The sequence below is a fragment of the Acidovorax sp. genome (assembly GCF_034519795.1).
Lineage (GTDB): Bacteria > Pseudomonadota > Gammaproteobacteria > Burkholderiales > Burkholderiaceae_C > Acidovorax.
The window spans coordinates 587,094-609,904 of sequence record NZ_JAXHOB010000020.1; the positions used below are offsets into that span (position 1 = coordinate 587,094).

General features: G+C 67.2%; 18 protein-coding genes. 12 read left to right on the forward strand and 6 right to left on the reverse strand.

Annotated features, from left to right (window positions below; genetic code table 11):
• Positions 1–61: 61 nt before the first annotated feature.
• From U5N23_RS23950 to serA, 3 genes are all read right to left on the reverse strand, one after another.
• On the reverse strand, positions 62–505 hold the full coding sequence (locus tag U5N23_RS23950) for an HIT family protein (RefSeq protein ID WP_322595211.1): 444 nt from the start codon (positions 503–505) through the stop codon (positions 62–64).
• Positions 502–4,416 carry an FAD/FMN-binding oxidoreductase gene (locus U5N23_RS23955; RefSeq protein WP_322595212.1) on the reverse strand — a complete coding sequence of 1,305 codons (3,915 nt, stop codon included), beginning with the start codon at positions 4,414–4,416 and terminating at the stop codon, positions 502–504. The genes U5N23_RS23950 and U5N23_RS23955 overlap by 4 nt, the downstream gene beginning before the upstream one ends.
• Before the next feature lie 121 nt (positions 4,417–4,537).
• Positions 4,538–5,767: a phosphoglycerate dehydrogenase gene (serA, locus tag U5N23_RS23960; protein ID WP_322595213.1), complete on the reverse strand. Its 1,230-nt coding sequence runs from the start codon at positions 5,765–5,767 to the stop codon at positions 4,538–4,540.
• 291 nt (positions 5,768–6,058) lie between these two features.
• On the opposite strand from serA, the gene ugpB reads away from it, so the two are divergent.
• The 6 genes from ugpB (at position 6,059) to U5N23_RS23990 (ending at position 13,695) form a co-directional block, all read left to right on the forward strand.
• On the forward strand, positions 6,059–7,369 hold the full coding sequence (gene ugpB, locus U5N23_RS23965) for a sn-glycerol-3-phosphate ABC transporter substrate-binding protein UgpB (RefSeq protein WP_322595214.1): 1,311 nt from the start codon (positions 6,059–6,061) through the stop codon (positions 7,367–7,369).
• 121 nt (positions 7,370–7,490) lie between these two features.
• Positions 7,491–8,372: a sn-glycerol-3-phosphate ABC transporter permease UgpA gene (gene ugpA, locus U5N23_RS23970; protein ID WP_322595215.1), complete on the forward strand. Its 882-nt coding sequence runs from the start codon at positions 7,491–7,493 to the stop codon at positions 8,370–8,372.
• A gap of 2 nt (positions 8,373–8,374) precedes the next feature.
• Positions 8,375–9,226, forward strand: coding sequence for a sn-glycerol-3-phosphate ABC transporter permease UgpE (ugpE, locus tag U5N23_RS23975; protein ID WP_057265119.1), 852 nt, complete (start codon positions 8,375–8,377; stop codon positions 9,224–9,226).
• A 78-nt stretch (positions 9,227–9,304) separates the two neighbouring features.
• Positions 9,305–10,315, forward strand: coding sequence for a sn-glycerol-3-phosphate ABC transporter ATP-binding protein UgpC (gene ugpC, locus U5N23_RS23980; protein WP_322595216.1), 1,011 nt, complete (start codon positions 9,305–9,307; stop codon positions 10,313–10,315).
• A 5-nt stretch (positions 10,316–10,320) separates the two neighbouring features.
• Positions 10,321–11,088 carry a glycerophosphodiester phosphodiesterase gene (ugpQ, locus tag U5N23_RS23985; RefSeq protein WP_322595217.1) on the forward strand — a complete coding sequence of 256 codons (768 nt, stop codon included), beginning with the start codon at positions 10,321–10,323 and terminating at the stop codon, positions 11,086–11,088.
• A 72-nt stretch (positions 11,089–11,160) separates the two neighbouring features.
• Positions 11,161–13,695 (forward strand): DUF3772 domain-containing protein, encoded by a 2,535-nt coding sequence (locus U5N23_RS23990; protein WP_322595218.1) that lies wholly within the window; start codon positions 11,161–11,163, stop codon positions 13,693–13,695.
• A gap of 8 nt (positions 13,696–13,703) precedes the next feature.
• Here U5N23_RS23990 and U5N23_RS23995 read toward each other — a convergent pair whose 3' ends face one another.
• The gene (locus U5N23_RS23995; protein ID WP_322595219.1) at positions 13,704–13,982 is read right to left on the reverse strand and encodes a hypothetical protein; all 279 of its coding nucleotides are present in this window, start codon (positions 13,980–13,982) and stop codon (positions 13,704–13,706) included.
• A 73-nt stretch (positions 13,983–14,055) separates the two neighbouring features.
• On the opposite strand from U5N23_RS23995, the gene hemA reads away from it, so the two are divergent.
• From hemA to U5N23_RS24025, 6 genes are all read left to right on the forward strand, one after another.
• Positions 14,056–15,357 carry a glutamyl-tRNA reductase gene (hemA, locus tag U5N23_RS24000; RefSeq protein ID WP_322595220.1) on the forward strand — a complete coding sequence of 434 codons (1,302 nt, stop codon included), beginning with the start codon at positions 14,056–14,058 and terminating at the stop codon, positions 15,355–15,357.
• A gap of 88 nt (positions 15,358–15,445) precedes the next feature.
• On the forward strand, positions 15,446–16,534 hold the full coding sequence (prfA, locus tag U5N23_RS24005; RefSeq protein WP_322595221.1) for a peptide chain release factor 1: 1,089 nt from the start codon (positions 15,446–15,448) through the stop codon (positions 16,532–16,534).
• Positions 16,535–16,554: 20 nt separating this feature from the next.
• Entirely contained in the window at positions 16,555–17,409 is an 855-nt protein-coding gene (gene prmC, locus U5N23_RS24010) for a peptide chain release factor N(5)-glutamine methyltransferase (protein ID WP_322595222.1), read from the forward strand.
• 52 nt (positions 17,410–17,461) lie between these two features.
• Entirely contained in the window at positions 17,462–17,785 is a 324-nt protein-coding gene (grxD, locus tag U5N23_RS24015) for a Grx4 family monothiol glutaredoxin (protein WP_322595223.1), read from the forward strand.
• A gap of 158 nt (positions 17,786–17,943) precedes the next feature.
• Positions 17,944–18,951 (forward strand): AAA family ATPase, encoded by a 1,008-nt coding sequence (locus U5N23_RS24020; RefSeq protein WP_322595224.1) that lies wholly within the window; start codon positions 17,944–17,946, stop codon positions 18,949–18,951.
• An 87-nt stretch (positions 18,952–19,038) separates the two neighbouring features.
• Positions 19,039–20,367 (forward strand): hemolysin family protein, encoded by a 1,329-nt coding sequence (locus U5N23_RS24025; protein WP_322595225.1) that lies wholly within the window; start codon positions 19,039–19,041, stop codon positions 20,365–20,367.
• 10 nt (positions 20,368–20,377) lie between these two features.
• Here the strand turns inward: U5N23_RS24025 and U5N23_RS24030 are convergent, their stop codons facing one another.
• On the reverse strand, positions 20,378–21,049 hold the full coding sequence (locus tag U5N23_RS24030; RefSeq protein ID WP_322595226.1) for a lytic transglycosylase domain-containing protein: 672 nt from the start codon (positions 21,047–21,049) through the stop codon (positions 20,378–20,380).
• Positions 21,046–22,788: a proline--tRNA ligase gene (locus tag U5N23_RS24035; RefSeq protein WP_322595227.1), complete on the reverse strand. Its 1,743-nt coding sequence runs from the start codon at positions 22,786–22,788 to the stop codon at positions 21,046–21,048. The genes U5N23_RS24030 and U5N23_RS24035 overlap by 4 nt, the downstream gene beginning before the upstream one ends.
• Positions 22,789–22,811: the final 23 nt, after the last annotated feature.

Here is a 22,811-nt window from a genome sequence, read left to right on the forward strand (position 1 = left end):
AGGCCGGCCTGCATTCTCCCACCCGCAGGCCGTACCGCGTGCAACCCGCCGGGCTGCGCGGTTACCGCAGTGTCTGCAGCGCGGCCACCATGGCGGCCTCGGCCGCCGGCAAGCGCGCACGCAGCGCGGCCTCCTCGTCCGCCGGGCTGGGCCGCTGGGCCGCCGCCCACACCGGCGCGGGGAAATGGCTGTCCCAGGCAAAGCGCGCAATCACGTGCCAGTGCAGGTGCGGCACCATGTTGCCCAGCGCCGCCAGATTGACCTTGGTGGGCGCCAGGTGCTCGCGCAGCGCCTGCTCCACGGCCGTGACGGCTTCCATGCAGTGCACGCGCTCGGCGGCCGACAGATCGGAGAACTCGGCCGCGTGCGCATTCCACACCACGCGGTAGAAGGCCGGAAAGCCGGCTTCGTCGGCGCGGATCACACGCACGCGCGTGCCGCGCCAGACCAGTGCGCCGCCATCGGTGGCGCACAGGGGGCAGGCATTCGCCCCCCCGTCACTCATACGAGCACCCGCTCGATGCCGCCCTGGTTGGCGCGCTCCACGTACTCGGGCATCCAGTTCTCGCCCAGGATCTCGCGCGCCATCTCGACCACGATGTAGTCGGCTTCGAGCAGGCCGTTGTTCAGGTCGTCCTGGTAGCGGTTCAGGCCCTGCAGACAGCTTGGGCAGCTGGTGAGGATCTTCACGTTGTCCTTCTCGCCCACGGCGCCGCTGGCGCGCAGGGCGGCCTCGCCCTTGCGGATTTCCTCTTCCTTGCGAAAGCGCACCTGGGTGGAGATGTCGGGGCGCGTCACGCCCAGCGTGCCCGATTCGCCGCAGCAGCGCTCGCTCTTCAAGACCTGCTCGCCGACCAGCGCCTTCACGGTCTTCAAGGCGTCTTGCTGCTTCATGGGGTTGTGGCAGGGCTCGTGGTACAGGTAGGCGCCCTTGCCCTGCAGGGCAATGCCCTTTTCCAGCAGGTATTCGTGGATGTCGATGATGCGGCTGCCCGGGAAGATCTTGTCGAACTCGTAGCCCTGCAACTGGTCGTAGCAGGTGCCGCAGCTGACCACCACGGTCTTGATATCGAGGTAGTTGAGCGTATTGGCCACACGGTGGAAGAGCACCCGGTTGTCGGTGATCATCTTCTCGGCCTTGTCGAACTGGCCGCTGCCGCGCTGCGGGTAGCCGCAGCACAGGTAACCCGGGGGCAACACGGTCTGCACGCCCGCATGCCAAAGCATGGCCTGGGTGGCCAGGCCCACCTGGCTGAACAGGCGCTCCGACCCGCAGCCCGGGAAGTAGAACACCGCCTCGGCCTCGGCCGTGGTCGCCTTGGGGTTGCGGATGATGGGGACGTAGTCCTTGTCCTCGATGTCCAGCAGCGCACGCGCGGTGCGCTTGGGCAGGCCGCCGGGCAGTTTCTTGTTGATGAAGTGGATCACCTGCTCCTTGACCGGCGCGGTGCCCACGGTGGCAGGCGGCTTGGCGGTCTGCTTGCGGCCGACCTTTCGCAGCAGGTCCACGGCCATGCGCTGGGCCTTGAAGCCCACGTCCACCATGGCCGAGCGCATGAACTTGATGGTCTCGGGATTGGTGGCGTTGAGCATGGTCATCGCCAGCGCGTTGCCGGGGCGGAAGGTCTTCTTGCCCATCTTGCGCAGCAGGTTGCGCATGTTCATGGTGACGTCGCCGAAGTCGATCTTCACCGGGCAGGGGCTCTCGCACTTGTGGCACACCGTGCAGTGGTCGGCCACGTCCTCGAACTCCTGCCAGTGCTTGATGCTCACGCCGCGGCGGGTCTGCTCCTCGTACAGGAAGGCCTCCACCAGCAGCGAGGTGGCCAGGATCTTGTTGCGCGGGCTGTACAGCAGGTTGGCGCGCGGCACATGCGTGGCGCACACCGGCTTGCACTTGCCGCAGCGCAGGCAGTCCTTGACCGAATCGGCGATGGCGCCGATGTCGCTCTGCTGCATGATCAGCGACTCATGCCCCATGAGGCCGAAGCTCGGCGTGTAGGCGTTGGTCAGGTCGGCGTGCAGCAGCGCCGGGTCGCGCGCCTGGCCGCCGGGGGTGGTGTCCATGGCCAGCACCGGCGCGGCATCGCGCAGCAGCTTGCCCTTGTTGAATCGGCCCTCGGGGTCCACGCGCTGCTTGTACTCGGCGAAGGGGCGCAGCTCCTCGTCGGTCAGGAATTCGAGCTTGGTGATGCCGATGCCGTGCTCGCCCGAGATCACTCCGTCCAGGCTGCGCGCCAGCACCATGATGCGCGCCACCGCCTCGTGCGCGGTCTGCAGCATCTCGTAGTCGTCGCTGTTGACCGGCAGGTTGGTGTGCACATTGCCGTCGCCGGCATGCATGTGCAGGGCCACCCAGACGCGGCCCTTGAGCACGCGCTTGTGGATGGCCGTGGCCTCGTCGAGGATGGGCTTGAACGCCGCGCCCGCGAAGATGCCCGAGAGCGGGGCGCGCAGCTGGGTCTTCCAGCTCGCGCGCAGGGTGTGGTCCTGCAATTGGGGGAACAGGCTGTCCACGTTCTGCAGCCAGGTGGCCCACAGCGTGCGCACCTCGGCCACCAGGGCGATGGCCTGGGCCACGCGGTCCTCGAGCAGTTCGGCCGAGGGGATCTCGTTGGCGTCGTCCTGCTTTCCGAGGGGCAGGTTGCCGCGCTCGAAGAAGTCGGTGAACGCATCGCACAGCTTGATCTTGTTGCGCAGCGACAGCTCGATGTTGATGCGCTCGATGCCGTCGGTGTACTCGGCCATGCGCGGCAGCGGGATCACCACGTCTTCATTGATCTTGAAGGCGTTGGTGTGGCGGCTGATGGCGGCCGTGCGCTTGCGGTCGAGCCAGAACTTCTTGCGCGCCTCGGGGCTGATGGCGATGAAGCCTTCGCCGTTGCGCGAATTGGCGATGCGCACCACCTCACTGGTCACGCGCGCCACTTCGTCGGCGTTGTCGCCCGCGATGTCACCGATCAGCACCATCTTGGGCAAACCACCGTTGCCCTTCTTGCTCTTGGTGGCGTAGCCCACGGCCTTGAGGTAGCGGTCGTCCAGGTGTTCCAGGCCGGCGAGCAGCACGCCGGAGCGTTTTTGCTCGGCGAACATGTAGTCCTTGATCTCGACGATGCTCGGGACCGCGTCCTTGGCATTGCCGAAGAATTCCATGCACACGGTGCGGGTGTGCTGCGGCATGCGGTGCACCACCCAGCGCGCGCTGGTGATCAGGCCGTCGCAGCCCTCTTTCTGGATGCCGGGCAGGCCCGAGAGGAACTTGTCCGTCACGTCCTTGCCCAGGCCTTCCTTGCGGAAGGTCTTGCCCGGAATGGCCAGGCGCTCGGTGCGCAGCGGCGTCTTGCCGTCGGCCTCGAAGTACTGCAGCTCGAAGGTGGCGGTCTCCACGTCATGGATCTTGCCCATGTTGTGGTCCAGCCGGGTCACTTCGAGCCACTGGGCCTCGGGCGTCACCATGCGCCAGCTGGCCAGGTTGTCGAGCGCCGTGCCCCAGAGCACGGCCTTCTTGCCGCCGGCGTTCATGGCGATGTTGCCGCCGATGCACGAGGCCTCGGCGCTGGTCGGGTCCACGGCGAAGACGAAACCCGCGCGCTCGGCCGCATCGGCCACGCGCTGGGTGACCACGCCGGCCTCGGTCCACACCGTGCCCACCTCGCTGTCCATGCCCGGCAGGCGGCGCATTTCCACCTCGGTCATGGCCTCGAGCTTCTCGGTGTTGATGACCACGCTCTTCCAGGTCAGCGGAATGGCGCCGCCGGTGTAGCCGGTGCCGCCCCCGCGCGGGATGATGGTCAGCCCGAGCTCGATGCAGCCCTTGACCAGCAGGGCCATCTCGGCCTCGGTGTCGGGCACCAGCACCACGAACGGGTACTCGACGCGCCAGTCGGTGGCGTCGGTCACGTGGCTCACGCGCGACAGACCGTCGAACTTGATGTTGTCCTTGGCCGTCAGGCGCCCCAGCGTGCGCTGGATGCGCCGGCGCAGCTCGGTGGCCTGCACGAAGGTGGCATTGAACGCGGCCACGGCCTTGCCGGCGGCCTCGACCAGCTCGCCCACCAGGCGGTCACGCCCGGCGTCGTCGCCCGGGGTGCGGCGCTTGTCGATCTCGGCCAGGCGGTGCTGCAGGGCCTCCACCAGTTGCTTGCGCCGGCCGGGGTTGTCCAGCAGGTCGTCCTGCAGGTAGGGGTTGCGCTGCACCACCCAGATGTCGCCCAGCACCTCGTAGAGCATGCGGGCGGATCGCCCGGTGCGCCGTTCCTTGCGCAGCTGATCGAGCACCTCCCAGGCTGGGGACCCCAGCAGGCGGATCACGATCTCCCGGTCGGAGAACGAGGTGTAGTTATAGGGGATCTCGCGCAGACGCACAGGCTCGGCGGCCTGCGTCTGCAAGGCAGCCAACGCTATCGGAACATTCATGGGGGTCTACCTGGGGTGGGCGCTGCGCGCCCATGAGCCTCGGGGGCGTGATTTTACGCCAGAGGCCCGGCGGGTGCAGGGCAGGCCCCTGCCCCACCCCGCGCACCCGCTCAGGCGATGTTCAGAACAGCACCCGGCTGCGCAGCGTGCCGGTGACGCCGGCCAGCTTGTCCAGCGCCAGGTCGGACGAGGCCGCGTCGATGTCGATCACCACGTAACCGACCTTCTCGTTGGTCTGCAGGTACTGGGCAGAAATGTTGATCTGGTTGTCCGAGAAGATGCGGTTGATCTCGGACAGCACGCCCGGCACGTTGCGGTGGATGTGCAGCAGGCGGTGCTTGCCCGGGTGGGCGGGCAGCGCCACCTCGGGGAAGTTGACCGACGAGGTGCTGGTGCCGTTGTCGCTGTACTTCACCAGCTTCTCGGCCACTTCCAGGCCGATGTTGGCCTGGGCCTCCATGGTGGAGCCGCCCACGTGCGGGGTGAGGATCACGTTGTCCAGCCCACGCAGGGGCGACAGGAACTCGTCCTTGTTGGTGCGCGGCTCGACGGGGAAGACGTCGATGGCGGCGCCCAGCAGCCTGCGCGACTTGAGCGCCTCGGCCAGCGGCTCGATCTCGACCACCGTGCCGCGCGCGGCGTTGATCAGGATGCCGCCCGGTTTCATGGCGGCGATCTCGGCGGCGCCGATCATCCATTGCGTGGAGGGCAGCTCGGGCACGTGCAGGGTCACGATGTCGCTTTGCGCGAGCAGGTCGTGCAGCTTGTGCACCTGGCGCGCATTGCCCAGGGGCAGCTTGTTGACCACGTCGAAGAAGGCTACCTGCATGCCCAGGGCCTCGGCCAGCACCGACAGCTGCGTGCCGATGGAGCCGTAGCCGACGATGCCCAGGGTCTTGCCGCGGATCTCGTAAGCGTTGTCGGCCGATTTGAGCCAGCCACCACGGTGCGCCACGGCATTTTTCTCGGGCACGCCGCGCAGCAGCAGGATGGCCTCGGCCAGCACCAGCTCGGCCACGGAGCGGGTATTGGAATACGGGGCGTTGAACACGGCAATGCCCCGCTCGCGCGCCGCATCGAGGTCCACCTGGTTGGTACCGATGCAAAAGCACCCCACGGCCACGAGCTTGCCGGCCTTGGCAAAGACTTCCTCGGTCAGCTGCGTGCGCGAGCGGATGCCCAGAAAGTGCACGTCGGCGATCTTGGCCTTCAACTCCTCGTCGGGCAGCGCGCCGGAGATGGTTTCAATCTGGGTGTAGCCCGCAGACCGAAGCACTTCCACCGCAGAGGGGTGGATGCCTTCGAGCAGCAGGAATTTGATCTTGTTCTTGTCCAGAGAGTTGTTGGCCATGGCAGTTGTGGTTGCGGATGAAAAACGGAACAGGTCATGCGGCGCACCGAAGGTGTGCGGCGCAAGCACCACTATGCACCAAGGATGGTGCAACGCACAAAACCTTGCAGCGCTCCGTGAATGGCAAAATACTGTCACATAAGCGTCACAATTGGACACACCGCGCCCAGCGCAAGGGGATTTCCCCAGTTGTGACCACTACAGTGCTGTGCGACAACGACACATCACTGTCACATGGGGTGCCTAGCATCCGCCCTTTGTGCATTTCGCCATCTCCGGAAGGAACCATCCATGCAAATCAAGCATCTGGCACTGTCTGCTGCCATCGCCCTGTCCGTCTGCGCGCCTGCGCAGGCCCAACAAGTAGAAATCCAGTGGTGGCACTCGATGAGCGCCGCCCTGGGCGACTGGGTGAACGATCTGGCCAAGCAGTACAACGCCAGCCAGACCAAGTACAAGGTCGTACCCACGTACAAGGGCACCTACGACGAGTCGATGACCGGTGCGGTCGCGGCCTTCCGCGCGGGCAATGCCCCCCACATCATCCAGGTGTTCGAAGTGGGCACCGCCACCATGATGGCCAGCAAGGGCGCCATCGTGCCGGTGGCCAAGGTGCTCAACGACGGCGGCTTCAAGTTCGACCCGACCCAGTACGTGTCGGCCGTGGCCGGCTACTACACGGCGCCCAACGGCCAGATGCTGAGCTACCCGCTCAACAGCTCCACCACCATCTTCTACTACAACAAGGACGCCTTCAAGAAGGCGGGCCTGGACGCCGACAAGCCGCCAAAGACCTGGCCCGAATTGTTCGCCACCGCCTCCAAGCTCAAGGCCAGCGGCCACAGCTGCCCATTCACGACGAGCTGGATCAGCTGGACGCAGCTGGAGAGCTTCTCGCTGTGGCACAACACGCTGTTCGCGTCCAAGAACAACGGCTTCGACGGCAATGACGCCCAGCTGCAGATCAACACACCGCTGCACGTGCGTCACTTCGAAAACCTGGCCAAGGCCTCCAAGGACGGCAGTTTCGTCTACAAGGGCCGCGCCAACGCGCCCGACGCCTCCTTCCCTTCGGGCGAGTGCGCCATGATCATCGGCTCGGCAGGTCTGTATGCCCGCGTGGCCAAGGAAGCCAAGTTTGCCTACGGCATCTCGACTTTGCCTTACTACGACGACGTGAAGGGCGCGCCCCAGAACACCGCCATCGGCGGCGCCAGCCTGTGGGTGATGTCCGGCAAGAAGGCCGAGGAATACAAGGGCGTGGCCGACTTCCTGAACTTCCTGAACGACACCAAGATCCAGGCCGCCAGCCACCAGCGCACCGGTTACCTGCCCGTGACCACGGCAGCCTACAAGCTGACCGAAGCCTCCGGTTTCTATGAAAAGAACCCCGGCACCGACGTGGCCGTGACGCAGATGATCCGCAAGGCCACCGACAAGTCGCGCGGCATTCGCCTGGGCAATTTCGTGCAGATCCGCACCATCATCGACGAGGAAACCGAGCAGATCTGGTCCGGCAAGAAGTCTCCCAAGGAAGCCCTGGACACCGCAACCACCCGCGGCAACGAGCAACTGGCGCGCTTCGCACGCGCCAACAAGTAAGCGCTTTTAGCGCCCATGGCAGCAGCCCTGGCACACCGGCCAGGGCGTTGCCGAAAGCCCGCCTCCCTTGCAAGCCCACCCGGCTTGCTGGTCGGCGGGTTGTCTTTTTGAGAGTCTGGACATGGAAAAACGCGTTCTCTTTCGCTCTGCGTGGCTACCCTGGGTGCTTCTCGCGCCCCAGTTGGTCATCATCAGCGTCTTCTTTTTCTGGCCTGCGGGGCAGGCCCTGGTGCAGTCGTTCCAGGTGCAGGACACCTTCGGCTTTTCCAACGAATGGGTAGGGTTCGACAACTTCAAGGCGCTGTTCGATGACCCCGGATACCTGGCCTCGTTCAAGACCACCGCGTTCTTCTCCATCCTGGTGGCCGTCAGCGGCATCAGCCTGTCGCTGGTCCTGGCCATCTTCGCGGACCGCATCGTCAAGGGCGCCCTGGCGTACAAGACGGCGCTGCTGCTGCCCTATGCCGTGGCCCCGGCCGTGGCCGGCGTGCTGTGGATGTTCATGTTCTCGCCCTCGCTCGGCGTGGTGTCGTACATGCTGCGCCAGTCGGGCTTCAACTGGAACCACGTACTCAACTCCGACCACGCCATGGCGCTGATCGTGGTGGCGGCCGTGTGGAAGCAGATCTCCTACAACTTCCTGTTCTTCCTGGCGGGCCTGCAGTCCATCCCCAAGTCGCTCATCGAAGCCGCCGCCATCGACGGAGCCGGCCCCTGGCGCCGGTTCTGGAGCATCCAGTTCCCGCTGCTGTCGCCCACCACGTTCTTCCTCTTGGTGATCAACGTGGTCTACGCCTTCTTCGACACCTTCGCCATCGTGGACTCGACCACCCAAGGCGGCCCGGGGCGCGAGACCTCGATCCTGGTCTACAAGGTGTACTACGACGGCTTCAAGGCCATGGACATGGGCGGCTCGGCCGCGCAGTCGGTGGTGCTGATGTTCATCGTGGTGACGCTTACCGTGATCCAGTTCCGATATGTAGAAAAGAAAGTGCAGTACTGACCATGGTAGAGCGCAGTCCCTATCTCAAACTCTTCTCGCACCTGATCATGGTGCTGGGGGTGATCATCGTCGGCTTCCCGCTGTACCTGGCGTTCGTGGCCTCAACGCACACGGCACAGGACATCGTGCAGGCGCCCATGCCCCTGCTGCCCGGCAGCAATTTCTGGCAGACCTACCACGACACGCTGTTCGGCGGCGGCGCGGGCGCCGGCTCCACCGCGCCCGTGGCGCGCATGATGTGGGTGAGCTTCGTCACCGCCATCGTGATCACCGTGGGCAAGATCGCGATCTCGCTGCTCTCGGCCTTCGCCATCGTGTACTTCCGTTTCCCCTTCAAGGGCATCTGCTTCTGGCTGATCTTCATCACGCTGATGCTGCCGGTGGAAGTGCGCATCGGACCTACCTACCAGGTGGTCTCCAACCTGGGCATGCTCAACAGCTATGCGGGCCTGACCGTGCCGCTGATCGCCTCGGCCACCGCGACCTTCCTGTTCCGCCAGTTCTTCCTGACGGTGCCCGACGAGCTGGTGGAGGCCGCCCGCGTGGACGGCGCCGGCCCCATGCGCTTCTTCAAGGACATCCTGGTGCCGCTGTCGCGCACCTCGATCGCCGCACTGTTCGTGATCCAGTTCATCTACGGCTGGAACCAGTACCTGTGGCCGCTGCTGGTGACCACCTCGGAAGACATGTACCCCGTGGTGATCGGCATCAAGCGCATGATCGCCGGCGGCGACACCGGCAATGAATGGAACATCGTGATGGCCACAGCCCTGCTGGCCATGCTGCCGCCCGCGCTGGTGGTGGTGTTCATGCAGCGCTGGTTCGTCAAGGGCCTGGTCGATACCGAAAAGTAAGCGACACACCCGCAACCCAATGACCGTGGCGGCCACCCACCCGTGCCGCCCAGACACAACCCAGATCCCCAAGTTGTTATGGCATCCATCTCCCTTCGCAATATCGTCAAGCGCTACGGCACCGGCCCCAAGGCCAACCAGGTCATCCATGGCGTGAACGCCGAGGTCCAGGACGGCGAGTTCGTCGTCATCGTCGGCCCCTCGGGCTGCGGCAAATCCACCCTGCTGCGCATGGTGGCGGGCCTCGAAGAAATCTCCGGCGGCGAGCTGCGCATCGGCGACCGCGTCGTGAACGACCTGGAACCGGCCCAGCGCGACATCGCCATGGTGTTCCAGAACTATGCGCTGTACCCGCACATGACGAACTTCGAGAACATGGCCTATGGCCTGAAGATCGCCAAGGTGCCCAAGGACGAGATCAAGGCGCGCGTGGACAAGGCCGCCAAGATCCTGGAGCTCGGCCACCTGCTCGAACGCAAGCCGCGCGAGCTCTCGGGCGGCCAGCGCCAGCGTGTGGCCATGGGCCGGGCCATCGTGCGCCAGCCCCAGGTGTTCCTGTTCGACGAGCCGCTGTCCAACCTGGACGCCAAGCTGCGCGCCCAGACGCGCCTGGAGATCCAGAAGCTGCACCGCGAGTTGGGCATCACCAGCCTGTTCGTGACCCACGACCAGGTCGAGGCCATGACCCTGGCCGAGCGCATGATCGTGATGAACGCCGGCAACATGGAGCAGTTCGGCACGCCCGAGGAGGTCTACCACACGCCCGCCTCGACCTTCGTGGCCAGCTTCATCGGCTCGCCGCCGATGAACCTGCTCAAGAATGCGCCGAGCGGCAAGCCCGGCACCATCCTGGGCATCCGCCCCGAGCACCTGGACGTGCGCGGCGAGGGCTGGGAAGTCACCGTGGAAACCGTGGAACTGCTGGGCGCCGAGCGCCTGATCTACGGCCGCGTGCATGGCGAGCAGCTCATCGTGCGCGTGGAAGAAGGCACGCACTCGCCGGCCCCCGATTCGATCATCCACGTGGTGCCGCGCGCCGACCGCCTGCACGCCTTCGACGCCACCACGGGCAAGCGCATTGCGGGCTGAACTCCATGAGTGACGCGCAAACCGAGGCCGGCTTGGTCGCTGCCTGGCCCTACCCGCGCTGGATCGCGCACCGCGGCGCGGGCAAGCTCGCGCCCGAGAACACCCTGGCAGCGTTTCGCCTCGGGGCCCAGCATGGCTACCGCATGTTCGAATGCGATGCCAAGCTCAGCCGCGATGGCGTGCCCTTCCTGATGCACGACGCCACGCTGCAGCGCACGACCAATGGCCAGGGCACCGGCGGCGACCTGGACTGGAGCGCCCTGTCGCAGCTCGACGCCGGTGGCTGGCATTCGCGCGCCCATGCGGGGGAACCCCTGCCTACGCTGGAGGCCCTGGCGCGCTACTGCATCGCCAATGCCTACTTCCTGAACATCGAGATCAAGCCCACGCCCGGGCTGGAAGAGACCACCGGCCGCGTGGTGGCGGAAACTGCCGCCCGACTGTGGCAGGGCCAGGCGGTGCCGCCGCTGCTGTCGTCCTTTCAGCCGGCCGCGTTGGCGGGGGCGCGCGCCACGGCGCCGCAGCTGCCGCGCGCGCTGCTGGTCGACGTTCACCGCCAGGGCTTCGTCGACGAGGCCCATGGCCTGGGCTGCGTGGCCATCGTCTGCAACCATGCGCTGTGGGACGCCGCGCTGGTGGCCACCGTGCACGGCCAGGGCATGCGCACGCTGAGCTACACCGTGAACGACCCCTGGGCCGTGCAGCGCCTGATCGCGCTGGGCACGGACGGCATCATCACCGACCGGGTCGATCTGTTCAGCCCCGCAGGCTGACCCACAGTTCCAGCCTTCCCGGGCTGGAACACTCTCTCACAAGCGGTGCGATGGGCGCGCCACAATGCACGCATGACATTGCACCGCCTCCGTGACCGCCTTGCGGCCTGCACGGCCCTCCTTCCTGCGCCCCGGTATTCCCGCCACCTGACCGGCCTGCTGCAGGCCGCCCTCCTGGCGCTGCTGATCGGACCGTTCGCCCTGCCGTCCGCGCTGGCCCAGGGCCGCGGAGCCACGGCACCCGCCGCCGCAGCCAGCAGCGCCGCCGGCGAAAAGCCCGAACTGCCCAGCGTCGACGCGCTGCGCGAGCGCTTCGATGCCATCCCGGCCAAGATCGGCGAGGACGACGACTACCGCCAATGGCTCAGCGATGTCTCGGCCATCGGCACGGCCGCGAGCCAGGTGGCCGCGCGGCGCGCCGAGGCGCTGGCGGACGTCGACTCCCGGCTCGCGGGCCTGGGGCCCGCGCCGGACAAGGGCGCATCGGCCGAGGCGCCCGACGTGGCGCAGCAGCGCAGCGCGCTGACCAAGGAGCGCAGCGGCATCGACTCCGAACTCAAGCTGGCGCGCCTGATCGCGGTGGATGCCGAGCAGCGCAGCGCCGACATCATCCGCCAGCGGCGCGAGCTGTTCCAGACGGCGCTGACGACGCGCATCGACTCGCCGCTGACCGGCACCTTCTGGCGCAATGTGCGCAGCTCGTTCCCCAGCGACTGGATGCGCCTGCAGTCCCTGGGCTCCGAATTGCAGGAGGCGGTGGAAAAAGCCTGGGAGCCCCGGCACCGCACAGGCTTTGCGGTCAGCCTGGCCATGGCACTCTTCGTGGCGATTGCCGGCACCTGGTTGGCAGAACGCCTGCTGCTGCGCCTGGCCCCGGCACGCCTGCCGCAGGGCCGCCTGCGCCGCTCACTGCTGGCCTTTGCCTCGGTGGTGGCGCACACCCTGCTGCTCGGGCTGGCGGCGCAACTGGCGTGGAGCAGCCTCACGGTAGACGGCGGCCTGGGCCCGCGCCTGCAGGCGCTTGAGCGGGCCACCATGCAGCTGGTGGTGTTCGCCGCCTTCATGATTGCGCTGGGCCATGCGCTGATCTCGCGCAAGCGCAGCTCCTGGCGCCTCACGGCCCTGTCGGACGAGCTGGCCACGCGCCTGGCCCCCTACCCCTGGTGGCTGGCGCTCACGGCCGTGCTGGGCGGGCTCATCATCGAGGTCAACCGCTTGGTGGGCGCCAGCCTCTCGGCCGAGGTGTCGGCGCACACCCTGTCGGCCCTGCTGATGGCGCTGGTCATCCTGTGCGCCCTGCGCCACCTGCGCGCGCCCGCAGCGCCTGCGGGGGACGCTCCGGCCACCGAAACCCCGGCGCAGGAGCCACCGCCCGCGCCTCGGCCCATCTGGGTGGGCCTGCTGGTGGCTGCGGCAGCCGCCACGGCCTGCGCCATCCTGGTGCTGCTGGTGCTGGGCTTCGTGGCCCTGGCGCACATGCTGGCCGGCCAGATGGTCTGGACCGGCGTGGTGTTCGCCACCACCTACCTGCTGTTCGAGCTGGTGGAAGACCTGGCGCAGGCTGTGCTGTCCTCGCGCGGGGGCTTCGGCCAGCGCCTGCACAAGGGCCTGGGCATCGACGGCAAGCTGCTGGACCAGAGCGCCGTGGTGGCCTCGGGCGCGCTGCGCGTGGTGCTGCTGTTCTACATGGTGATTGCCCTGCTGGCGCCGCTGGGCACGGCGCCCGACGAGGTGTTCCGCCGCGGTGGCAGCGTGAACCAGACCCTGCAGGTGGGCAGCGTGACGCTGGCGCCGCAGGCGCTGCTGACGGCGCTGGCCATCGCCTGCGCCGGCTTCCTGATGATCCGCATCTTGAAGCGCTGGCTCAGCGACCAGTTCTTTCCGAACACCTCGCTGGAGCCGGGCATGCGCAGCTCCATCGTCACCCTGCTGGGCTATGTGGGCGGGGTGGCGGTGATCGCCATTGCGTTGGCGGGCCTGGGCATCAGCGTGGAGCGCATCGCCTGGGTGGCCAGCGCGCTCTCGGTGGGCATCGGCTTCGGGCTGCAGGCCATCGTGCAGAACTTCATCTCGGGCCTGATCCTGCTGGCGGAGCGGCCGGTGCGCGTGGGCGACTGGGTGGTGCTGGGCGAGACCGAGGGCGACGTGCGCCGCGTGAACGTGCGCGCCACCGAGATCCAGCTCGGCGACCGCTCCACCGTGATCGTGCCCAACTCCGAGTTCATCACCAAGACCGTGCGCAACATGACGCTGACCGGCGCCCCCGGCCGCGTGCTGCTGCGACTGCCGGCGCCGCTCGATACCGACGCCCAGCGCATGCGCGAGGTGATCCTGGCGGCCTTCACGGCCCACGAAGGCATCATGGCCGACCCCGAGCCCATCGTGCAGCTCGAAGGCATCCTGAACGGCACGCTGACCTTTCTGGCCATCGGCTATGTGAGCAACCCGCGCAATTCGGGCGGGGTGCGCAGCGACCTGCTGTTCTCCATCCTGGACAGCCTGCGCGATGCGGGCCTGGCGCTGTCACCACCCGCCACGACGGCCATCACGCATGGCACCCGCGCACAGGGGGGAGACACGCCGCTGGCGCCGGTTGCCCCAGCCTGAGGGTGCGCTCAGGCGCGCCAGCTCTTGCCCATGGCCCACTGGCAGCTGGCGCAGGCCAGCACCAGCGCGGCGTAGGTGGCCATCTTGCCGTCGCGGCCCAGCAGCACCAGTCCGCCCAGCAGAACAGTGCTGCCCACTGCGAAATGGATAGCAGCCTGGGCCCACGTGGCGCGGTAGGCACCGGATTTCCAGCCCAGCAGGCGGGCGCCCAGCACCATCAGCACGGCCATGGCGGCGGCGGGCGCGAGGAAATTCAGCAGGTGGTTCAGCGTGTCCAGAGGACCCATAGGAATTGACCCAGATCAAGGCTTTCCCAGGCAGTTGTACCGGGAGGTTCCAACAATTTTATAATCAGCGTCTATGGCAGTCTGGGCCCTCGGCATCAACCACACCACCGCGCCCCTCGATTTGCGCGGCAGGTTCGCGTTCGCGCTCGACCAGATCGCCCCCACGCTGCACGGCCTGCGCCAGTCGCTGGGCCAATCCAGTCGCCACCCCGGTGTGGAAACCGCCATCATTTCCACCTGCAACCGCACCGAGATCTACTGTGCGGGTGAGCAGGCGGCCATCGACCATACCCTGGGCTGGCTGGCGCAAAGCGGCGGCGTGAGCCCGGCGCTGCTGCGCTCGCATTCCTACTCGCTCGAAGACAGCCTGGTGGCGCGCCATGCCTTTCGCGTGGCCAGCGGGCTCGACTCCATGGTGCTGGGCGAAGCCCAGATCCTGGGCCAGATGAAGGACGCCGTGCGCGCCGCCGAAACCGCTGGCGTACTGGGCACCACCCTGAACCAGCTGTTCCAGCGCAGCTTTGCCGTGGCCAAGGAGGTGCGCACCTCCACCGAGATCGGCGCGCACAGCATCAGCATGGCGGCTGCCGCCGTGCGTCTGGCCGGCCAGTTGTTCGAGGACCTTGGCAAGATCCGCGTGCTCTTCGTGGGCGCAGGCGAGATGATCGAACTGTGCGCCACCCACTTCGCGGCCAAGAACCCCAAGCAGATCGCGATTGCCAACCGCACGCTGGAGCGTGGCGAAAAACTCGCCACGCGCTTTGGCGGCGAGGTCATGCGCCTGGCCGATCTGCCCGAGCGGCTGCACGAGTTCGACGCGGTGATCAGCTGCACCGCCAGCAGCCTGCCCATCATCGGCCTGGGGGCCGTGGAGCGCGCGCTCAAGAAGCGCCGCCACCGCCCCATGTTCATGGTCGACCTGGCGGTGCCACGCGACATCGAGCCCGAGGTCAAGGCCCTGGGCGACGTCTATCTGTACACGGTGGACGACCTGGCCAGCGTGGTGCAGACCGCCCAGGCCAACCGCCAGGCGGCCGTGGAGCAGGCCGAGGCCATCATCGATGCGGGCGTGCAGAGCTTCATGCACTGGATGGACCAGCGCCACCCCGAGGGTGGCGTGGTGCCCCTGATCCAGCAGCTCAACGCCCAGACCGACAGCTGGCGCGCCGCCGAGATCGCGCGCGCCAAGAAGCTGCTGGCCCGTGGCGAGGACGTGGATGCCGTGCTCGAAGCCCTGTCGCGCGGCATCACGCAGAAGATGCTGCACGGCACCATGGCCGAGCTGCATGCAGGCGACGCCGAGATGCGCGCCCAGACGGCGCAGACCGTCTCGCGCCTGTTCCTGCGCTCGCAAAGCAAGAACAGCGGCCTGTAGCGGCGCCCGCCGCTCCACCCGGCCCGCTGCCCGCCGCAGGGCAGCGCCCGCTACGAACGCGTAGCAGCCCCTCCCCCTTTTTCACCGCATGAAGACATTTCTCAGAAACCAGCTGGAGCGCTACGCCCAGCGCTTGGGCGAGCTCGATTTCCTGCTCTCGCGCGAGGACATCATGGGCGACATGGCCCAGTACCGCCTGCTCTCGCGCGAACATGCCGAGGTCACCCAGGTCGCGGGCCGCTATGCGCGCTACGTGCAGCGCGAGGCCGACCTGGCCGGCGCGCGCGAGATGCTGGCCGACCCCGACATGGCCGAAATGGCGCAGGAGGAAGTCACCAGCGCCGAGGCCGAGCTGCTGCAGCTGGAAGACGAGCTGCAGCGCCTGCTGCTGCCCAAGGACCCGGACGACACGCGCAACGCCTTCATGGAAATCCGCGCGGGCACGGGCGGCGACGAGTCGGCCCTGTTCGCAGGCGACCTCACGCGCATGTATTCGCGCTATGCCGCCAACGTGGGCTGGAAGGTCGAGGTGGTGAGCGAGAACGCGGCCGAGCTCGGCGGCTACAAGGAAATCGTGCTGCGCATCGAGGGTGACAACGTGTATGGCACGCTCAAGTTCGAATCCGGCGGGCACCGCGTGCAGCGCGTGCCGGCCACCGAGACGCAGGGCCGCATCCACACCAGCGCCTGCACGGTGGCCGTGATGCCTGAGCCCGACGAGACCGAGGCCATCAAGCTCAACCCGGCGGATCTGCGCATCGACACCTTCCGCGCCAGCGGCGCCGGGGGCCAGCACATCAACAAGACCGACTCGGCAGTGCGCGTGGTGCACTTGCCCACCGGCATCGTGGCCGAATGCCAGGACGGCCGCAGCCAGCACAGCAACAAGGCCAAGGCCTTGCAGGTGCTGCAGGCGCGCATCCAGGAAAAGGAGCGCAGCGAGCGCGCCGCCAAGGAAGCCGCGCTGCGCAAGGGCCTGATCGGCAGCGGCGACCGCAGCGACCGCATACGCACCTACAACTTCCCGCAAGGGCGGCTCACGGACCACCGCATCAACCTCACGCTGTACAAGCTGCTGCTGGTGATGGAGGGCGACCTGGCCGACGTGCTGCAGGCCATGGCCCATGCCCGCGAGGCCGAGCAGCTCGAAGAGCTGGAAATGGGCGCGGCGGGCTGATCCTGCACGCCCCCCCCGCCATGGACGATACCACCCCCAACCCGCCCGCCACCGTGGCCGACGCCCTGGGCCAGGCCCGCACCCTGGGCCTGGTACGCATCGACGCGCAACTGCTGCTGCTGCACGTGCTGGGCCGCGCCACCACCGACCGCGCCTGGCTGCTGGCGCACGACACCGATGTGCTGCCCCCCGAGGCATCGGCCCGCTACCAGGCACTGTGCCTGCGCCGCGCGGCGGGCGAGCCGGTGGCCTACCTCACGGGACGCAAGGAGTTCTACGGCCTCTCGCTGCAGGTGGACGCCCGCGTGCTGGACCCGCGCCCCGACACCGAGACGCTGGTGGACTGGGCCCTGGAGGTGATCGCCCCCCTGCCCGCCCCGCGCGTGGTGGACCTGGGCACGGGCAGCGGCGCCATCGCCCTGGCGCTCAAGCACCAGTGCCCAGCGGCCCGCGTGCTGGCCGTGGATGCCAGTACCGATGCGCTGGCCGTGGCACAGGCCAACGCACAGCGCCTGGCACTGCCCGCAGCGTTTGCACAGGCCAACTGGCTGCAGGGCGTGGAAGGCCGCTTCGATGCCATCGTCTCCAACCCGCCCTACATCGCTGCCGCCGACCCGCACCTGGCGGCACTGACCCACGAGCCGCTGCAGGCCCTGGCCAGCGGCGTCGATGGGCTGGACGACATACGCACCATCGTGGTGCAATCCCCCAATAACCTTGTGCCAGGGGGCTGGCTGTTGCTGGAGCATGGCCACGACCAGGCGGATGCCGTGTGCGAACTGCTGCGTGCCGGGGGGTTCAGCGAGGTGCAAAGCCGCATGGATCTGGCCGGCATCGCCCGCTGCTCGGGCGGACAGTGGCCGACAGTGAAATAATCGCGCTGTTGCGGGCCTGCGAGGCCCGCCAGCCCTTTCAAGGAGTATCCCCATGAGCGACACCCAGCAACGCATCGACGCCCTCGTGAAATCCAGCGACATCCTGCTGTTCATGAAGGGCAACGCCAGCTTCCCCATGTGCGGTTTTTCGGGCCGCGCGATCCAGATCCTCAAGGCCAGCGGCGTGGACCCCAAGTCCGTGGTCACGGTGAACGTGCTCGAGGACGACGAGATCCGCCAGGGCATCAAGGAATACAGCCAGTGGCCCACCATCCCGCAGCTGTACGTCAAGGGCGAGTTCATCGGCGGCTCGGACATCATGATGGAGATGTACGAATCGGGCGAGCTCAAGCAGGTGCTGGGCACCGGCGCGTAAGCGACTCGTCGCCTGGCACAAGGCCGCCTTCGGGCGGCCTTGTGCTTTGGGGGCAACACCCAGCGTTGTCAGGGCTTGTCCTGCACTTGCGCAGGCATGTTGTGTGCTTGAATGCTTGCGTGACGTGACGTTTTTGCAACTCACAAGGAGAGCATGCGATGACCAGCCATAGCCTTGTTCCCCAAGCACCCACCCTGCGCCTGCCGGTGGCCCAGATGCGCAATGTGTTCCACCCCGGCGATGTGGAGCGCAAGCTCTCGCGGCTGCAGGAGTCGGGCAACCAGCGCGAATACGAAACTCTGCGCACCGTCTACGAGCGCATGCTGGAGCGCGGACCGGAGCGCTTCCAGGTGAAGCCCTCGGGGGTGCCCGACATGGTGAGCCTCTACGAACAATTGCCCAATTTCACGGACGTGCTGGACGACGTGAAGCGCCATGTGGCCCTGGCCCAGGACAGCTGCGACGGGCTGGAGGTGACGCCCATGCTGCTGCTGGGGCCCCCGGGCATCGGCAAGACCCATTTTGCGCGCCACCTGGCCGAGCTGCTGGGCACGGGCATGAACCTGTTGCCCATGAGTTCCATGACCGCAGGCTGGCTGCTGTCGGGCTCGTCGGCCCAATGGAAGGGGGCACGCCCCGGCAAGGTTTTCGAGGCCCTGGTGGAGGGCGAGTACGCGAACCCGGTGATCGTGGTCGACGAGATCGACAAGGCCGCGTCGGACGCGCAGTACGACCCGCTGGGCGCGCTGTACAGCCTGCTCGAGCACGACACCGCGCAGAGCTTCACCGACGAGTTCGCCGAGGTGGCCATCGACGCGAGCCAGGTCATCTGGATCACCACGGCCAACGACACCCGGGGCATTCCCGACCCGATCCTGAACCGCATGAACGTGTTCGAGGTGGAAGCCCCCACGCTGGCGCAGGCGCGCACCATCGCGCGCAACCTGTACCAGGGCATACGCGCCGGGCACGACTGGGGCCGCCTGATCGACCCCGAGCCGCAGGGCGATGTGCTGGACCTGCTGGCCACGATGCCGCCGCGCGAGATGCGCCGGGCGCTGATGACGGGTTTTGGCAACGCGCGGCTGGAGCGGCGCTCCACGGTGGAGATCGCCGACCTGCCGCGGGCGGCCTCGGGGCGCAATCGCATCGGCTTCGTGCAGTAGGGCGCTGCACGCGGCCTGTTGGGGCGCCGGGCTCCCAGATACACTCTGTAGCCCGGTGTGCCGCAGCGCCACGTTCTGTCGCTCTTCATGTCCCTGACCCAAAGCTTTTTCGTGATCGGGCTGCTGATTGCAGCCAGTGCCTTCTTCTCCATGGCCGAGATTTCGCTGGCGGCCGCGCGCCGCCTGCGCCTGCGCCAGATGGCCGACGAGGGCGACGGGCGCGCCGACCGCGTGCTGCGCATGCAGGAGCAGCCGGGCGACTATTTCACGGTGGTGCAGGTAGGGCAGAACGCGGTGGCCATCCTCGGCGGTATCGTGGGCGAGGGGGCGCTGAGCCCGCACTTCAGCACGCTGTTCGGCTGGTGGCTGAACGAGGGCCATGCGCAGAAGGCGGGCTTCCTGGCGTCGTTCCTGGTCATCACCTCGCTGTTCATCCTGTTTGCCGACCTGTTTCCCAAGCGCCTGGGCATGGCCGAGCCCGAGCGGCTGGTGGTGCGCCTGGCCAAGCCCATGGCCTGGTGCATGGCGATCCTGCGCCCGGTGGTGTGGTTCTACAGCCGGCTGGCAGATGCGCTGTTCCGCGTGCTGGGGCTGTCTTCGCTGCGCGATGACCGCATCACGTCCGACGACATTCTGGCCATGATGGAGGCCGGCACCCGTGCCGGCGTGCTGGCAGCGCGCGAGCAGCAGGTGATCACCAACGTGTTCGAGCTGGACACGCGCATGGTGTCGAGCGCCATGTCGCAGCGCGACCGGGTCTCCTTCTTCCTGCGCGACGAGTCGGACGCGGTGATACGCCTGCGCATCGCGGCAGAGCCGTTCTCGACCTACCCGGTGTGCGAGGGCGACATCGACCATGTGGTGGGCTATGTGGATGCCAAGGACCTGTTCCAGCGCGTGCTCAACAACCAGCCGATATCGCTGGCCGACGACAGCCTGGTGCGCAAGGTGCTCATCGTGCCGGACCGGCTCACGCTGTCCGAGGTGCTCGAGCAGTTCCGCCAGGTGCACGAGGACTTTGCGGTCATCGTCAACGAGTACAGCCTGGTGGTGGGCGTGGTCACGCTCAACGACGTGATGAGCACGGTGATGGGCGACCTGGTTTCGCCGCTCGACGAGGAGCAGATCGTGCGGCGCGACGAGAACTCGTGGCTGATCGACGGCGTGACGCCCATCGGCGACGTGCTGCGCGCCCTGTCGCTGGACGAGTTGCCGCATGCCGAGGAGTACGAGACCCTGGCCGGCTTTTTGATGGTGATGCTGCGCCGCGTGCCGCGCCGCACGGACAGCGTAAGCTGGGGCGGCTACAAGTTCGAGGTGCTGGACGTGGACAGCTACCGCATCGACCAGGTGATGGTGTCACGGCTGTCCCTGTCCGCTAACGACAATGCGAACACCCCCGGCACGATAGTGTGAAGCGGGGCTGCTAGCCTGCGGCTGGCCGGTCGACGTATTCCCAACTGCGCTGGGCACCGAAGACGGCATTCGGGTAGGGAGGGCGCCCCCGGCTGCCGTTGTAGCGGCCGAGCGCCATGAAAAGATCGCCACGCTCGCGGTCGATGTAGTGGCGCAGGATCACGCAGCCAAAACGCAGGTTGGTCTGCATGTGGAACAGTTTGCCGGCGTCGCCATCGCCGATCACGCGCGTCCAGAACGGCATGACCTGCATGTAGCCGCGCGCCCCCACGCTGGAGACGGCGAACTTGCGGAAGCCGCTTTCCACCTGGATCAGGCCGAGCACCAGGGACACGTCGAGCCCCGCGCGCTTGGATTCATACCAGACGGTCTGCAAGAAGTCGCGCCGCACCTGCCACTCGGGCTTGCGCCGGCGCAGGCGGTCGCTCATCGCGGCCAACCAGCGCACGTAGTGCAGACGGGCATCGGTCGTGAAGAACTCGGGCTCGGGCGGGGCCTGGTTGGCGATGGCGGAGCTCAGTGCGGTGCGCACCGAATCCATCAGCGGCTCTTCGAGCTGGCCGCCGGCAAGCGCCGCGCTGGGCGCCCCCAGCCACGCCGATGGCCCCGCCAGCGAAGCGGCCAGGCAGGCGCGGCGGGAAAGGCCGCGGCCCTCGCCGCCCAAGCCGTGCACCCCGTTCATACCGCCATGCGGCCCTTCACGTGGGCCCAGATGTCGGTGATCGCCACCTTGGTGGCAGCGCTGTCGCGGCGGTGCTGGTACTCGACCTGGCCTTCCTTGAGGCCGCGGTCGCCGATCACCACGCGGTGGGGCACGCCGATCAACTCCCAGTCGGCGAACATGGCACCGGGGCGCTCGCCACGGTCGTCCAGCAGCACGTCGACGCCGGCCGCCAAAAATTCGGCGTACAGCTTTTCGGCAGCGACCTTGACCTCTTCGCTGCGGTCCATGCCGATGGGGCAGATGACAACGGTGAAGGGGGCGATGGCGTCGGGCCAGATGATGCCGCGCTCGTCATGGTTCTGCTCGATGGCGGCAGCGGGCAGGCGCGTGATGCCGATGCCGTAGCAGCCCATCTCCAGCGGCTGGGGCTTGCCGTTCTCGTCCAGGAAGGTGGCGTTCATGGCGCGGCTGTACTTCGTACCGAGGTAGAACACATGGCCCACTTCGATGCCGCGCTCGATGGCCAGTTCCCCCTTGCCGTCGGGCGAGGCATCGCCCGCCACGACGTTGCGCAGGTCGGCCACAGCGTCGGGCTCGGGCAGGTCACGGCCCCAGTTGACGCCGGTCATGTGGAAATCGGCCTCGTTGGCGCCGCAGATCCAGTCGGCCATGAGCGCCACGTCGCGGTCGACCACGGTCTTCACGGGCTTCTTGAGACCCAGGGGGCCCAGGTAGCCGGGCTTGCAGCCGAAGTGCTCTTCGATCTCGCCAAGGGTGGCGAATCGGAAGCCCGCCAGGCCCGGCACCTTGCCGGCCTTGATCTCGTTCATGTCGTGGTCGCCGCGCAGCAGCAGCAGCCAGACCTGGGTCTTGACGATTTCGCCCGCTTCGTTGGTCTCGTCGGTGGCCAGCACCAGGGACTTGACGGTGGTGTTCAGCGGTACGTTGAGCAGTTGGGCCACATCGGCGCAGGTGCTCTTGCCGGGCGTGGGGGTCTTGGTGAGCGCCTGGCTGGCGGCACCACGCGGGCCGGTGGGCGCCAGGGCCTCGGCCTTTTCCATGTTGGCGGCGTAGTCGCTGCCGGGGCAGTAGACGATGGCGTCTTCGCCGGTGGCGGCGATCACCTGGAATTCTTCGCTCAGGTCGCCGCCGATGGCACCGCTGTCGGCGGCCACGGCACGGTAGGTCAGGCCGAAGCGGTCGAAGATGCGGCGGTAGGCCTGGGCCATGACCTGGTAGCTCGCCTTGGCGGCAGCTTGGTCACGGTCGAAGCTGTAGGCGTCCTTCATGGTGAATTCGCGCCCGCGCATCAGGCCGAAGCGGGGACGGCGCTCGTCACGGAATTTCGTCTGGATCTGGTAGAAATTCTTTGGCAACTGTTTGTAGCTGCGCAGTTCCTGGCGAGCGATGTCAGTGATCACTTCTTCGCTGGTGGGCTGGATGACGAAGTCGCGGCCATGGCGGTCCTGGATGCGCAGCAGCTCAGGGCCCATCTTTTCGAAGCGGCCCGTCTCCTGCCAGAGCTCGGCCGGCTGTACCACAGGCATGGCGAGCTCCACAGCGCCGGCACGGTTCATTTCCTCGCGCACGATGGCCTCGACCTTGCGCACCACGCGCAGGCCCATGGGCATGTAGTTGTAGATGCCGGCACCCAGCTTCTTGATCAGGCCGGCCCGCGTCATCAACTGGTGGCTGACCACCTCGGCGTCGGCAGGCGCTTCCTTGAGGGTGGAAATAAAGAATTGGGAGGCTTTCATCGGCTTCGGCAGAGGGCGTCTGG

Bases quoted from the DNA above. Each gene is read 5' to 3' on its own strand.
- U5N23_RS23950 (WP_322595211.1), bottom strand. From the start codon at position 505: ATGAGTGACGGGGGGGCGAATGCCTGCCCCCTGTGCGCCACCGATGGC.
- U5N23_RS23955 (WP_322595212.1), bottom strand. From the start codon at position 4,416: ATGAATGTTCCGATAGCGTTGGCTGCCTTGCAGACGCAGGCCGCCGAG.
- serA (WP_322595213.1), bottom strand. From the start codon at position 5,767: ATGGCCAACAACTCTCTGGACAAGAACAAGATCAAATTCCTGCTGCTC.
- ugpB (WP_322595214.1), top strand. From the start codon at position 6,059: ATGCAAATCAAGCATCTGGCACTGTCTGCTGCCATCGCCCTGTCCGTC.
- ugpA (WP_322595215.1), top strand. From the start codon at position 7,491: ATGGAAAAACGCGTTCTCTTTCGCTCTGCGTGGCTACCCTGGGTGCTT.
- ugpE (WP_057265119.1), top strand. From the start codon at position 8,375: ATGGTAGAGCGCAGTCCCTATCTCAAACTCTTCTCGCACCTGATCATG.
- ugpC (WP_322595216.1), top strand. From the start codon at position 9,305: ATGGCATCCATCTCCCTTCGCAATATCGTCAAGCGCTACGGCACCGGC.
- ugpQ (WP_322595217.1), top strand. From the start codon at position 10,321: ATGAGTGACGCGCAAACCGAGGCCGGCTTGGTCGCTGCCTGGCCCTAC.
- U5N23_RS23990 (WP_322595218.1), top strand. From the start codon at position 11,161: ATGACATTGCACCGCCTCCGTGACCGCCTTGCGGCCTGCACGGCCCTC.
- U5N23_RS23995 (WP_322595219.1), bottom strand. From the start codon at position 13,982: ATGGGTCCTCTGGACACGCTGAACCACCTGCTGAATTTCCTCGCGCCC.
- hemA (WP_322595220.1), top strand. From the start codon at position 14,056: ATGGCAGTCTGGGCCCTCGGCATCAACCACACCACCGCGCCCCTCGAT.
- prfA (WP_322595221.1), top strand. From the start codon at position 15,446: ATGAAGACATTTCTCAGAAACCAGCTGGAGCGCTACGCCCAGCGCTTG.
- prmC (WP_322595222.1), top strand. From the start codon at position 16,555: ATGGACGATACCACCCCCAACCCGCCCGCCACCGTGGCCGACGCCCTG.
- grxD (WP_322595223.1), top strand. From the start codon at position 17,462: ATGAGCGACACCCAGCAACGCATCGACGCCCTCGTGAAATCCAGCGAC.
- U5N23_RS24020 (WP_322595224.1), top strand. From the start codon at position 17,944: ATGACCAGCCATAGCCTTGTTCCCCAAGCACCCACCCTGCGCCTGCCG.
- U5N23_RS24025 (WP_322595225.1), top strand. From the start codon at position 19,039: ATGTCCCTGACCCAAAGCTTTTTCGTGATCGGGCTGCTGATTGCAGCC.
- U5N23_RS24030 (WP_322595226.1), bottom strand. From the start codon at position 21,049: ATGAACGGGGTGCACGGCTTGGGCGGCGAGGGCCGCGGCCTTTCCCGC.
- U5N23_RS24035 (WP_322595227.1), bottom strand. From the start codon at position 22,788: ATGAAAGCCTCCCAATTCTTTATTTCCACCCTCAAGGAAGCGCCTGCC.